The following is a 12,581-nucleotide window of genomic DNA, read 5'->3' as shown; positions in this document are numbered from 1 at the left end:
CATCACGCCTTAGAGTGCCAAGAACAGTTGCAGGACCGTTCGTCAAGTTCGCTGTTGGAACGTCATGAGGCAATGTGAGGTTAGGGTTTGGGAAGCACCCAGTAACTGGTTTAAAACGTATGGGCCCTGCCGGATTTGAACCCCAGTCGCTCCGCGATGCTCCGCTCCCTGGTTCAAATCCGACCTCCATACCTGCGGCTCGCGACGTTGCTCGCCACAGGAAGTGGGCCCTGCCGGATTTGAACCAGCGATCACTCCGTTATGAGCGGAGGGCTTTAAACCAGACTAAGCTAAGGGCCCGTATGCGACGGTTGCTCCGGGGTTCCCTTTAGCCTACCGGGTTCCGCGTCGTCGAGCGCGACGAAACCCGGCGACGCGGCGCCGTCGCTCGCGAGTGCGGAACCGAAAGGAAGGCGCCGTCGCTCGCGAGTGCGGAACCGAAAGGAAGGCGCCGTCGCTCGCGAGTGCGGAACCGAAAGGAAGGCGCCGTCGCTCGCGAGTGCGGAACCGAAAGGAAGGCGCCGTCGCTCGCGAGTGCGGAACCGAAAGGAAGGCGCCGTCGCTCGCGAGTGCGGAACCGAAAGGAAGGCGCCGAAGCCAGGACTCGAACCTGGGACCGCCTCGTGGCTGCGACGAACGGGGGAAGCCGCACGTCCTAACAGCGAGGCGCTCTACCAGCTGAGCTACTTCGGCGCTCACTCCATCGTAATCGGGTTGATTTGATAGGGCTTTCGTTTCCGCCCGACGGCAGCGACATGGCCTCACACACCGCGGGCGGTCCGTTCGACCGACACGCTTTCACGCCGACCGCGAGAAGCGGGGGCCATGAGTGAACTGGAGTCGGTGCTCGCGACCGTGCGCGAGCGCGTCGAGCCCGACGCGGCGGAGCGGGAGCGACTCCGGACGGTCGCCGAGCGACTGGCCGACCGCGCACGCGACGCCATCGACGACCTCCCGACCGACGCGGACGTCGTCCAGGTCGGGTCGACGGCCCGCGGCACGTGGCTCTCGGGCGACCGCGACATCGACCTCTTCGTGCGCTTCCCCCCGGACCTCCCCCGCGAGGAGCTGGAGTCGTACGGCCTCGAGGTCGGCCACGCCGTCCTCCCGGACGGCCACGAGGAGTACGCCGAACACCCCTACGTCAAGGGCAGCGTCGAGGGGTTCGATATCGACCTCGTCCCCTGCTACGACGTCGCCGCGGCCACCGAGATCCAGTCCGCCGTCGACCGCACCCCCTTCCACACGCAGTACCTCGAGGCGCGACTCGACGCGGACCTCGCGGGCGACGTGCTGCTCGCGAAGCGCTTCCTCAAGGCCATCGGCGCCTACGGCAGCGACCTGAAGACCCGCGGCTTCTCGGGCTACCTCACGGAGCTGCTCGTCGTCGAGTACGGCGGGTTCGTCCCCCTCGTCGAGGCCGCCGCGACCTGGCACCCGCCCGTCGAGCTCGACCCGGAGGAGCACGGCACGCGGCGCTTCGAGGACCCCCTCGTCGTCATCGACCCGACGGACCCCGAGCGCAACGTCGCCGCGGTCCTCTCCGCGGAGAACGTCGCCCGGTTCCAGCACTACGCCCGCGAGCTGCTCGCGGAGCCCCGCGAGGAACTGTTCTTCCCCCCGGATCGCGAGCCGATCGGCGCCGACGAGCTCCGGGAGCACCTCGCTCGCCGGGAAACGGAGCCCGTCGCCGTCGTCTTCGACGCCCCCGACCTCGTGGACGACCAGCTGTGGCCCCAGCTCCGCAAGTCGCTGTCGGGCGTCGTGCAGGGGCTGGAGGACCGGGGCTTCCGGGTGCTCCGCTCGCGCGCGATGGTCGAGGAGGACGTCGACTCGCCGCGCGAGGCCGGCACCGACCGCCGCGCCGCCCTCCTCGTCGAACTCGAGGTCGCGGAGCTGCCGGCCGTCGAGCGCCACGAGGGCCCGCCGGTCCACGTTCGCGGCCATGCCGAGGGGTTCTACGAGGGGTACGCCGACGCGGACGACCCGCGCACCTATGGGCCGTTCCTGGAGGGCGACCGCTACGTCGTCGAGCGCGAGCGCGAGGTGACCGATGCTGCCGCGTTCCTCGCGAGCGACGACCTGTTCGACGTCGGGCTCGGGGCCCACGTGTCGAACGCCCTCGAGGACCGGACGATCCGCCGCAACGAGGACGTCGCGACGCTCGCGGACGGCTTCGGCGACGCGCTCCGCGAGTACTTCGAGCCGGAGCCGTAGCTGGTCGTCGTGCGATCCGGGAAACTCGCCCCCAGTTAGCTACAGGAACGTCGACCGCAGCGTCTCGACCAGCTCGACGGTTGCGTCGTCCGGCTCCTCCTCGCAGTCGACCGGCTGCCGGCCGTCGAAGGTCTCGTGGACCATGCCGATCCCCTCCGAGAGCGTGTCCAGCCCGTAGCCGCCCTCGAGCACGAAGCCGAGCCCGGCGTCGAGGCCGCCCGCGATGTCGCGAACGCGGTCGGTCAGGAGCGCGTACCCCTCCGATGAGACCCGCATCCGCGAGATGGGGTCGTGGCGGTGGGCGTCGAAGCCCGCGGAGATCAGGAGGAGGTCGGGGTCGAACGCGTCGAGCGCAGGCGCGATGGCCTCGTCGACGACGTGGAGGAAGTCCGCGTCGCCGGCGCCGGCGCCGAGCGGCGCGTTCAGCGTCGTCCCCTCGCCGGCGCCCTCGCCCGTCTCGTCAAGGTCGCCAGTGCCGGGGAAGAGGCCGTCCTCGTGGATCGAGGCGTAGAACACGTCCTCGCGGTCGTAGAAGATGTCCTGGGTCCCGTTGCCGTGGTGGACGTCCCAGTCGAAGATGGCCACGCTGTCCGCGAGCCCGTCCGCGAGGGCGGTCTGGGCCGCGACGGCGACGTTGTTGAAGAAGCAAAAGCCCATGGCGTCGTTCGCGACGGCGTGGTGGCCCGGCGGTCGCCCGAGGGCGAACGGCGTCGACCGGCTCTCGGCCCCGTTCAGCGCCTCGACGGCCGCCCACTGGGCGAGCCCCGCGCTCGTGAGCGCGGCGTTCCAGGTGGCCTCGCAGGCGACGGTGTCGGCGTCCCAGTTGCCGCCGCCGTCCGCGCAGAACGCCTCCAGCTCGTCGACGTAGTCGTCGCCGTGGACCGCGGTCACGGCGCTTCGGCTCGCCGGGGTCGCCTCGACGTACTCGACGCCGTGGCGCTTCTGGAGGCCGCGCCTGATGGCCCGCAGCCGGTCGGGCGACTCCGGATGCCGGTCACCCGTATCGTGGTCGAGACAGGTGTCGCTGTAGCCGAACTGCATCTATTCGAAGAGGGCGAAGTACGTCTCGATGTCGTCGGCCTGTATCGTGCGTCTGTCGGCGTGGCGGGCGAGCGTCGCGGCCGCGCTCGCCACGTTGTCCGCGTAGTCCTCCAGGATGTCGGCGAGGGCGATCCGTGCATCCATCCCGACGCGGTAGCGGGAGTCGATGCGGAGCCGCGCGATGCGGTCCACCGGGGCGACGGGGAGGGTGAGGTCCTCGCGCTCGACGACCTGCCCGACACCGAAGTCGGCGGCCATCAGCGTCTTCCGCCCGTCGGCGTCCGCCTGCGCGGCGGCCCCCTCCGCCAGGTCCGCGCCGTGCTCCTGGACACGGCGCGCCAGCGCCTCCGCCGCCTCGGCGCTCACCCGCAGGTCGCCCGCGTTCCGCCGGATGATCTCGTCGACCGGGGCGAACGGCAACTCGACACTCATACACACACACGGGAGCGAGCGCTGTTTAACCCTTTCCGTCGCGGCGTCTCCGCTGGCGACACGCGCCCTCAACGGATCTCAGCCGATAGTTGCGACTCGTCGCCGGGCTCAGCGACCAACGCGTGGAATTAGCTACCGTGGGAACACCACCCGCAAGGGGAGTGAACCGGCGCCGGGTGGGAATAATGTGGCCGACAAAGAGGAGTGCGCCGCCGGCCGGACGACAGTGCGTCAGCGCCGCCCGCCGAAATCAGAACACGTCCTCGGCGTCGATCGTGCCGCCGCGCTCGACGCCGCGAACCGTTACTTCCTCCCCGAGCCGCAGGCTCTCGTCCGTCTCGACGCTCCGGGTCTGCTGGCCGTCGTCGAGGACGACGGGGCTTCCCGCCTGCACGACCGTGCCGGTGAACTCGACGGTGTCGCCGCCGGCCGACCCCGTCGCGTCCGCGTCGCGCTCGGCGGTCGCCGCGGCCGCGCCGCCGGAGCCGGCCGAGCCACCGGATCCACCTGCTGCCGCGGTCGACGCTGAGCCACCGCCGCTCGCGCCCGCCTCGCTGCCGCTGTCGGCGCCGGCGTCACCGTCGTCGCCGCCGAACGCGCCGAGGCCCTCGTTCGAGCCCGTGCTCGAATCGCTACCGCCGCTCGCGCCGCCGGTCGATCCAGCGGCGGCGTCGGCGTCGCCGGCGTCGCTGTCGAGGACGCTCACGGTCGAGCGCCAGTTCGCGGAGGCCTCGAGGTCGTCCTGCCAGCCGTCCTCGATGTCGACGTCAGTGAAGACGACCTGGTCCGCGAGGTCGATGTCGGCGTCGGCCTTGTCGCCCCACAGCGCGACGCGGATCTCGCCGGTGTCGTCCTTGATCCGGACGTTCCGGACCTGGCCCTCGCTGCCGTCGTCGCGGTCGAACGTGCGCTTGGAGTCGGCCTCGATGACGCCGCCCGCGATGTCGACCGTATCGCCCATCTCGGCGTCGGCGATGTCCGTCGTCTCGGGGACGTACTCGACGTCCTCGTCGACTTCCTCGACGGCGCCGCGGCCGCCGACGTGGAGCTCGAGGTCGCCCTCGCGCTCGCGGACGTAGCCGTCGGTGATCTCGACGATCTGGCCGGCCTCGAGCTCGGTCGCGAGGTCGGCCTTCTCGTCCCAGAGCGTCACCCGGATGCGGCCCGTCTCGTCCCCGACGGTGAGGTTCGAGACCTTGCCCTCGCTGCCGTCGTCGCGGTCGAACGTCCGGACCGTATCCGTCTCGAGGATCTTGCCGACGAGATCGACGCCGGAGGCGCCGAGCGTGACGTCCTCGACCTGGTAGGTGTCGAGGATCTGGACGTCGACCTCGGCGTCCTCGTCCTGCTCGACCTTGTTCGCGCTCACTTCGAGGCCGTTGTACCCCTCCTGCGGACGCCCGGCCACGCGCAGGACGTCGCCGACCTCGAGCTGGTCCTGGGCCGCGGTGGCCATGTCGTCCCAGAGCGCGACGCTGATCGCCGCGGAGGCGTCCGCGACCTCGACGTTGCAGACGCGGCCCTCGCTCTCCTCCTCGTCCTCGGCGTCGTCGCGGTCGAACGTCCGGACCTCGCCGATCGACGTGACCTTGCCGAGGAACTTCACGTCGTCCATGCCCGGCTCAATGTCCGCAATGGTTTCCACCTCCTCGTCGTTCAGTTCGTGCGCGATGAGCATCGCCGCCGTCTCTTCGTCCGCGAGGCCCCCCATCTGCTCCACCTTGTCCTCGACGGCCGCTTCGAACTCCTCGAAGTCGACGTCGGTGTCGAGGTCCTCGTAGACGTCCTCGATCACTCCCATATTCGTACCTCGAAGGTGGGTAAGCCCGCGCATAAGCGTTGTCCTTGGGCCTGTAGGGCGCCGCTGGCCGGCGATTTCGGGGGAGCTCGCGTAGGGTCAGCTCTGGACATCGTCATTACGAGCTATTCGGTCCGGCTTCCGGGATAAAGCTCCGGACGGCACACGGTGGCGGGTCGTGCGGCGGTGACGGCGAGGCGTCTCCCGCGCTAGTCGTGCGCTTTCGCGACCGTCTCGCGACCCTGGGCCGTCACGTGGACGACCTCGACCGTCTCGGGGGTGCCGCTATCGAAGGTGGCCTCGACCTCGTAGGCGCGGTACTCGATGGCTTCAGTGCACATCTCGTCCGGGTCGGACTCGTCGACCTCCTCGACGACGACGCGGAAGACGTCGCCCTCGTAGCTCGCGTCGGCGAGCGCCGGATAGTGGCAGCCGTCGCGGGCGGTGAGGCAGCCCTCGACGTCGACGAACGCGTCGCCGAAGGCGACCTGGGCGCTCCCGGCAGCGCTCTCGTCGCAGTCGCCTTCCCGCGTGAACGTCGCCTCCCGGTGAGCGGGCCTCGTGGTCGGCGTGTCGGTCGGCGTGTCAGTTGGGGCGTCGGTCGGCGTCGAGCCCGAGCCGTCCGACCCGTCGGTGCCGCCGGTACAGCCGGCGACCGCGCCCGTACTCACCGTGCCCAGCGTCGCGAGCAACGTGCGTCGCTTCATACCTCGTCGCACGCGAGGGAGCGACATAGCCTTTCGTTTAGCACAAACAGTCGTTTGTACAATCAGGCGTCGGTCGTCTCAGCCGGCGTTGCCGCCGGACTCGCGGGACCGTAGTCGACGAGCAGGTCGTTTCCCCCGGACCGCGTACCGGCGCCGGCGGGTGAATAGTGGGGACTCTCCCCACGGCGCCCCCGGACCGTAACCGTCTTATGTAACTCGGCAGTACGTGTAATTGAGTCCTGGTAGGGTAGTGGACTATCCTCTTGGCTTGCGGAGCCAGGGACCGGAGTTCAAATCTCCGTCAGGACGTTTCTCCGACGCGTTACTCGAGAAGCGGCGCATCGATCCTCGTCGCAGGCACCCGAATATTCGAGCGACGGCACCGGTGGTTCGAGCGACGCCACCGTCGCGTCGCCGTCCCGCCTCCCCTTACTGTTCGGCTTCCTCGGCGTCGAGCTCGGCGCCGAACGCCTCCTCGAAGTCGTCCACGCTCGCGTCCTCCCCGAAGTCGCTGAAGGCCGCCTCCACCGGCGCCGACTGCTGCTCGCCGACGAGCAGGTCGTAAAGCCCGACGGCCATGACGAACGCGGAGACGGCGTGGACCCCGTGGATCCCGCGCGGGAGGAACAGGCCGATGAGCAGGCCGCTGAAAGCGAAGATGAACATCCCGACGACGATGATCCGGAAGAAGCGGGGGTAGCCGACGACGAAGACGTCCTTGTACAGCAGGTAGCCGAGCGCGGCGCCCGCGGTGATGCCCGTCAGGAGCGCGACGCCCTGCAGCAGGAACGTCAGGGAGAACGGGCCGATCATGCGTTCGCCTCCCCGGGCGCCCGGCTCAGCTGATAGTGAATGCGCAGCATTTCGACGGCGAACACGACCAGGAGCAGGAACACCGACACCTCGACGTACACTGCCTCCTCAAACGAGGGCACGGCGATCAGGAGCCCATGGTAGACCGTGAACCCCAGGAAGAAGGGCGGCAGCACGGCGAGCGCCCGGCCGAACGGCGACCCCCAGAATCGATACACCGCGAGCAGGGAAAGGGCAGTTCCCGCGGCCCCCGTCGCGACCGCGAACACGACGGTGACGTTGAACAGTAATGACGGCATACTTCCACCCTACAAAATCGAATCACAAAGGATTGTAGGCCGGCGGCCCTACGTGCAGGTACGAATGGTCCCCGATGAGGAGGCAAACGGCGGTGACGATCCATCCCCTGACGCACGCGCCGTCGACGACGCAGCCGCTGCCGACGACGCGCACGCCGCCACCGACGCACCCACCGTCGACGACGCGCTCCGCGCGGGGATCGTCCTCTACGAACGGGGCTACTACCACGCCGCCCACGACCCGTGGGAAGCGGCCTGGCTCCCGCGCGACGGGGCCGACGCGAACCTCCTCCAGGGGCTCATCCAGCTGACCGCGGCGGTCCACCACGCGCGCGACCACAACTGGAGCGGCGCGACGGGGGTCGCAACGTCCGGCTACGAGTACCTCGCCGCCGTTCCCGACGACCACGCACCCGTCGACCTCGGCCCGGCGAGGCGGTACCTGGCCCGCCTCGCGGTCGACCCCGAGCACGCCGAGCGACGCGACCCGCCACCGCTTCCGTACGAGGGCGGCGCGGTCGGCGTCGACGGCCTCGGGTTCGACGCGCTCGCGCTTGCGGTCGGTGCCGTCGCCGAGGAGACGAACCTGGACGAAAGCGTCGTCGCCGACGCGATCCGGTACGCCCGCGAGGAGCAGGGGTCGGGACAGGCCCGGTTCAGGGGCTTGCTCGCCGACCTCGTCGCGGAGGACCCGGAGCGACGCGCGGTCGCCTACGCGCGGCTGGAGAGTCACGTCGAACGCGAGCGATCGAAGGAGCGGGACGTGGATGGGCTGTTCTGAGAGTTAGATTCCTACCGACACCGCTTAGTGAAATATTATACTATATTTAAGCGATCAATTCGCACAAATCTCCGGACTTTGCTCACCGATACAATTGTCAAATCTATAGGGAGAGGCTCTTTTGCTAGCGTTTATGTGGGTAAAACCTTCATTCTCAGTATAAATACTGCCTTTGAAATTCCATCTAAATTGACCAGAAACCATCACAGTGCCTTTAGACGCGTTATAATTTTGTAATCCAGATGTTTCCCAGTAACCTGGTAAGACTCGTTCTTCCGGACTTCTATCTATGAGAAAGGTTGCCGTAACTACTTTTCCAGGAGGTAAGTGGCTTATACGAATCGCATTTGTAATGTGTGTAGTGTTTTCAACATGATTTTGAACAGCTAATCGGGCATTAGCCGAATAGCTGGAAGCGTCCGTAACTTGATAATGGCCCACCTCCTGAGCTTCAATCCCTCCTAGAAACGCTAAACCAATCGTTACTGTGGTGAGTCTTCTTGATGATGGGTTGCGTATTATTACTCTATACCTGTCATACGATTCTTGATCTGATACATTGAACGTGCTTGACTCAACGTCTTCAGCATATTCGACCTCTACACCCAAAGTCGGATTTTGCACTCCGAAATGGTTCACTTGGGCATCATGGATTACTGGGACAACGATCGGACTGATAGCTGTGAATATCAAGCCACCAAGTATACTCCCTAATATTATCAGAGTCAACTCCTTCGGCCAGTTTGTCTCCTCATATATGTTATATAGAACTTCTAAGAAGCGATTGTCAGATGGCATAATACATTACCATCTGTCTTTTTATATAAACATCCTTATTGTATGTCTACTCTGGATCTTTCGGCTCGCCTTCGAACGTGAAGTCGGCGGAGTTGTCCTGCGGGTCGTAGCCGAGTACCTCCTTCGCGCGGTCGAGCGAGTAGTACTTCCGGTCGTTGTCGGAGATCCCGTAGACGATCTCGTAGTCGAAGTCGGCGGTGAGACAGCAGTCGAAGAGGTGCGCGCAGTCGCGGTGGGAGAGCCACATCGCCTGTCCGCGCTCGTACTCGCGCGGCGGGTGGTCCTTCGTCAGGTTGCCGATGCGGACGCAGACGACGTCGCGGTCGTACTCGTCGTGGTAGTACCGCCCGAGCGTCTCGCCCGCGGCCTTCGAGACGCCGTAGAGGTTCGAGGGGCGCGGGAGTTCCTCGCCCGTGAGCCGGAAGTCGTCGTCCGTGCGGTAGAGGTCGGGCGCGCGCTCCGTCTCGTAGTGGCCGACGGCGTGGTTCGAGGAGGCGAAGACGACCGTCTCGACGCCGGCGTCGACGGCGGCCTCGAAGACCGTCCGGGTCCCGTCGATGTTGTTCCGGAGGAGGCTGTCCCACGGCGCGTCCGGTCGGGGGTCCCCGGCGAGGTGGATGACCGCGCCGACGCCCTCCATCGCCTCGCGGACGGCGGCCTCGTCCGTGATGTCCGCCACGACGGTCTCGGCGTCGTCGACGGCGGCCGGCACGTCCTGGCCCGTCAGCGGTTCACGGTCCAGCAAGCGCCAGTCGTACTCGTCGCCGATCCCACGGAGGATGGCGCGACCCACCCGCCCGCCTGCACCCGTGAGGAGGACTGGCTCGTCCATTCACGTGCGTATCGTCGTACCGAGGGGATATATCGTCCGGTTCGATTCCCGTTCGATCGTTGTCAATGGTATCAGAATCGGGCGCTGGATTTGCTTTCGGCATCGCCGGCAACACCACTCGGCGTGCCGAAAAAGATCCAGCTGCTGACCGGTCGCACTTATAAGTGGAGTCGGACATCGTCGCCGGCGATACCACTCAGCACACGTAGAAAGCCCCAGCCGCTGAGCGCTCGCGCTTATAAGTGGAGTCGGAGATCGTCGCCGGCGACACCACTCGGCACACCCAGAAAGCCCCAGCCGCTGAGCGGTCGCGCTGCTCGCTGCGCTCCTCACGGCTCACTCGCTTCGCTCGTTCGCCGTTGCGGTGCTTGCGTCGCAGGGCATCCCGCTCAGCGGCTGCCCCTTTCAGTCCCGCCCGGGAGTGGCGGCCGGGGCGTCGCTCGCGGCGGCTCGCGGGCTATCGCGGCGCGGTTGCGGTGGCGCGCGCGAGCAACGCGTGCGAGGGAGGCCGGGGCGCGCCGAGCGTTGCGGAGCCGGCGCGCCCCGGCCGAGGCTGGGGAGGACTGAGGTATTGCGGTAGCTGTGCGGTGCTGTTGCGGTGTGGTTGCTGAGCGGCGCTGTCCTGGCGGAATGAAAGGGCGATGGCCGGTCGCGGTGTAACGAAGTCGCTGAGTCGACCTCTATCCGCGCCGGGCGGTGCTGAGAGGCGCGGATATGTCGCTCAGCGACCGCGAGCGGCCGAGGGCTTTCCTGGTGTTTGCGGTGCTGTTAAGCATGGCAGCGTCTGCGCCTTAGCTTTCAGTTTATTAGCAAGATCGGCCGAGGGCTTTCTGGGTGTTTGCGGTGCCGACAAGAGCAAGCCCGTATCACCTGTCCAAACCTGCTTATAAAGAGCGACCGAGCACCATCGAGAAGCCGACCGAGCTCCCGACCGTCGCAATCACTACGGAACGTCGTAATTGGAGAGAAACTGCCCTCGAGAAAACGCCCTATTCGAGCTTCTCGCGGGAGATCTTCATCCCGGTCGGCGTGAGGATCAGCTGGTCGTCGCCCTTCTGGACGATGTCGCCGTCGACCTCGTCGGCGACCTGGCGCAGTTCGTCGATGATGTGCTCGACGGTCCGGTCGGACGTGGAGTGGCGCGTAATGTCCGCGATGACGAAGTCACCGTCGTAGACGGCGTCCTTGATCGGAATGACGTCGCCCTTGTCCGCGATCTCCGCGATGTGAACCTGCACGCCGGCCTCGCCGGTCGCCTCGGCGAAGTCGTCGAGGTCGAGTTCGACGTAGTCGTCGACCGACCGATTCCCCTGACCGCCGAGGATCTTGCTCATGATGCCCATACACCCTACTGGCCGGGTTTCCGCATTAGTTCTTACGTCAGACGCGGGCCGCCATCTGGGAGATTACCCGGATCGCCGCCGATCCAGGCCGGGCTCTCCGCGAACACGTGGTTTTTGCGCCGCCGTCGCTCACTGGCGACCATGACGTTCAGCATCTGCGTCCGCGAGGAGTACACCGACGAGGAGGGCGACCGCCAGACGCGCTTCGGCGTCGCCGTCACCACGCGACTGCCGGGCGTCGGCACGCTCTGCCCGTTCGCCTCCGAGAACGGGGCCGTGGCGACACAGTCGCTCGTCAACGTCGAGCTCGGCCGGAAGGGCATCGAGTACGTCGACGACGGGCTCGCCGTCGACGACGCGCTCCAGGCCCTCCTGAACGCCGACGAGGGCAGCGCGCAGCGCCAGCTCCACGGCGTCGACGCCGACGGGACCTTCACCTTCTCCGGCGACGAGTGCAAGGACTGGTACGGCCACACGTCCGGCGAGAACTACACCGTCGCCGGCAACCTCCTGACCGGCGAGAACGTCGTCGCCGACACCGCCGCAGCCTACGAGTCCGACGCCCACGGCGACGACCCGCTCGCGGAGCGGCTCATCGACGCGCTCGAAGCCGGCCACGAGGCCGGCGGCGACAAGCGCGAGGAGCTGCCGGTCCAGTCCGCGGCGCTCATCGTCGAGACGACCGAGGAGCGTGAGACCGGGGACCCGTACTACAACGACCTCCGCGTCGACGCGACGGAGACGCCCATCGACGACCTGCGGGAGACGTACGAGACCGCCAGGCGCGGCTGGAAGGACGCGATGGAGCTGTACGCTGAGGAGATGGAGGAGGACGACCTCGACGCCGACGGCGACGAGGCCGAATAAGCGGCTGTCAGGCCGAATAGGGCGGCTATCGCGTCGGGGCCTTACGCCGAGAACTCGTAGAGGTCGTCGCCGACGTGATGGACCGACTTCACGACCTTGCCGCTCTCGCCGACCATGTCGTCGCCGTCGGTCAGCGCGCGCCCGATGGCGAGCACCTTGCCGTGCGTCTCCTCCGCGATGGCGACGAGGTCCCCCTCCTCGATCCCCTCGTCGGCGCTCTCAATACCGGGGCGCATCACGTCGGCGCCGTCGGAGACGAACGAGATGGCGCCGGCGTCGACCGTGACGACGCCCTTCTCCGGGTCGTAGGCGTTGGCGCCGTGGACCGTGACGAACGGCTCCTCGTCGACGTAGAAGACCTCCGGCTCGCCGTCGACGAGGACGACGTCGACGTCGCTGTCCTCGAACTCGACCAGCTCGAAGGTGTCGCCCTCGATCTCGATGCCGAGCCCGTCCCGGAGCGCCTCCTTGATCTCGTCGATGTCGTCGCTGCGAAGGTGGTGGCGGGATTTCACCTGCATACGAGGCCGTGCGACCGGCGCGCGGATAAATCGCCCCCTTCTCCGCAGTCGCCGCCGGACAAGGATCCCTTGCACGCCCACGGCACGATCCCCAGCACGGCCGGGGGACACTTCCCGCTGGCCGGCGAAGAG

13 protein-coding genes and 3 tRNA genes are annotated in these 12,581 nt (G+C 67.1%); 4 read left to right on the top strand and 12 right to left on the bottom strand.

What is annotated here, in order from left to right; all coding sequences use genetic code 11:
- Positions 1-224 precede the first annotated feature (224 nt).
- Both ACQE3M_RS04545 and ACQE3M_RS04540 read right to left on the bottom strand, forming a co-directional pair.
- Positions 225-300 (bottom strand) — tRNA-Ile (locus tag ACQE3M_RS04545).
- 289 nt (positions 301-589) lie between these two features.
- A tRNA-Asn gene (locus ACQE3M_RS04540) sits at positions 590-693 on the bottom strand.
- A 132-nt stretch (positions 694-825) separates the two neighbouring features.
- On the opposite strand from ACQE3M_RS04540, the gene cca reads away from it, so the two are divergent.
- The gene (gene cca, locus ACQE3M_RS04535; RefSeq protein ID WP_430504282.1) at positions 826-2,217 is read left to right on the top strand and encodes a CCA tRNA nucleotidyltransferase; all 1,392 of its coding nucleotides are present in this window, start codon (positions 826-828) and stop codon (positions 2,215-2,217) included.
- A 39-nt stretch (positions 2,218-2,256) separates the two neighbouring features.
- Here cca and ACQE3M_RS04530 read toward each other — a convergent pair whose 3' ends face one another.
- From ACQE3M_RS04530 to ACQE3M_RS04515, 4 genes are all read right to left on the bottom strand, one after another.
- Positions 2,257-3,258: a histone deacetylase family protein gene (locus ACQE3M_RS04530; RefSeq protein ID WP_430504281.1), complete on the bottom strand. Its 1,002-nt coding sequence runs from the start codon at positions 3,256-3,258 to the stop codon at positions 2,257-2,259.
- The gene (locus tag ACQE3M_RS04525) at positions 3,259-3,690 is read right to left on the bottom strand and encodes a histone family protein (protein WP_430504280.1); all 432 of its coding nucleotides are present in this window, start codon (positions 3,688-3,690) and stop codon (positions 3,259-3,261) included. It lies immediately after the preceding gene.
- A 250-nt stretch (positions 3,691-3,940) separates the two neighbouring features.
- Positions 3,941-5,491 (bottom strand): single-stranded DNA binding protein, encoded by a 1,551-nt coding sequence (locus tag ACQE3M_RS04520; protein WP_430504279.1) that lies wholly within the window; start codon positions 5,489-5,491, stop codon positions 3,941-3,943.
- A 206-nt stretch (positions 5,492-5,697) separates the two neighbouring features.
- Positions 5,698-6,195, bottom strand: coding sequence for a hypothetical protein (locus ACQE3M_RS04515; RefSeq protein WP_430504278.1), 498 nt, complete (start codon positions 6,193-6,195; stop codon positions 5,698-5,700).
- Between the two features lie 236 nt (positions 6,196-6,431).
- Here ACQE3M_RS04515 and ACQE3M_RS04510 point away from each other — a divergent pair.
- Positions 6,432-6,504: transfer RNA gene (locus ACQE3M_RS04510), tRNA-Arg, on the top strand.
- A 120-nt stretch (positions 6,505-6,624) separates the two neighbouring features.
- Here ACQE3M_RS04510 and ACQE3M_RS04505 read toward each other — a convergent pair.
- Positions 6,625-7,008, bottom strand: a complete 384-nt coding sequence (locus ACQE3M_RS04505) for a hypothetical protein (RefSeq protein ID WP_430504277.1) — start codon at positions 7,006-7,008, stop codon at positions 6,625-6,627.
- Positions 7,005-7,307: a hypothetical protein gene (locus ACQE3M_RS04500; protein WP_430504276.1), complete on the bottom strand. Its 303-nt coding sequence runs from the start codon at positions 7,305-7,307 to the stop codon at positions 7,005-7,007. Before ACQE3M_RS04500 ends, ACQE3M_RS04505 begins: the two co-directional genes overlap by 4 nt.
- A gap of 64 nt (positions 7,308-7,371) precedes the next feature.
- Between ACQE3M_RS04500 and ACQE3M_RS04495 the strand changes: the two genes are divergently transcribed.
- On the top strand, positions 7,372-8,088 hold the full coding sequence (locus ACQE3M_RS04495) for a DUF309 domain-containing protein (protein WP_430504275.1): 717 nt from the start codon (positions 7,372-7,374) through the stop codon (positions 8,086-8,088).
- Positions 8,089-8,142: 54 nt separating this feature from the next.
- Here ACQE3M_RS04495 and ACQE3M_RS04490 read toward each other — a convergent pair whose 3' ends face one another.
- From ACQE3M_RS04490 to ACQE3M_RS04480, 3 genes are all read right to left on the bottom strand, one after another.
- Complete coding sequence (locus tag ACQE3M_RS04490; RefSeq protein ID WP_430504274.1) at positions 8,143-8,886, bottom strand: hypothetical protein; 744 nt, start codon at positions 8,884-8,886, stop codon at positions 8,143-8,145.
- 46 nt (positions 8,887-8,932) lie between these two features.
- Entirely contained in the window at positions 8,933-9,718 is a 786-nt protein-coding gene (gene azf / locus ACQE3M_RS04485) for an NAD-dependent glucose-6-phosphate dehydrogenase Azf (protein WP_430504273.1), read from the bottom strand.
- 989 nt (positions 9,719-10,707) lie between these two features.
- Positions 10,708-11,061 (bottom strand): cell division protein SepF, encoded by a 354-nt coding sequence (locus ACQE3M_RS04480; RefSeq protein ID WP_430504272.1) that lies wholly within the window; start codon positions 11,059-11,061, stop codon positions 10,708-10,710.
- Between the two features lie 141 nt (positions 11,062-11,202).
- Here ACQE3M_RS04480 and ACQE3M_RS04475 point away from each other — a divergent pair, with 141 nt between their 5' ends.
- On the top strand, positions 11,203-11,928 hold the full coding sequence (locus ACQE3M_RS04475) for a DUF1028 domain-containing protein (RefSeq protein ID WP_430504271.1): 726 nt from the start codon (positions 11,203-11,205) through the stop codon (positions 11,926-11,928).
- A gap of 41 nt (positions 11,929-11,969) precedes the next feature.
- Here ACQE3M_RS04475 and ACQE3M_RS04470 read toward each other — a convergent pair whose 3' ends face one another.
- Complete coding sequence (locus ACQE3M_RS04470) at positions 11,970-12,449, bottom strand: RNA-binding protein (protein WP_430504270.1); 480 nt, start codon at positions 12,447-12,449, stop codon at positions 11,970-11,972.
- Between the last annotated feature and the right edge of the window lie 132 nt (positions 12,450-12,581).

This window comes from Halosubterraneus shenae (genome assembly GCF_050510935.1).
In the GTDB taxonomy this organism is placed as follows: domain Archaea; phylum Halobacteriota; class Halobacteria; order Halobacteriales; family Haloferacaceae; genus JBDGPU01.
This window is presented reverse-complemented; position numbering and strand designations above follow the sequence as displayed.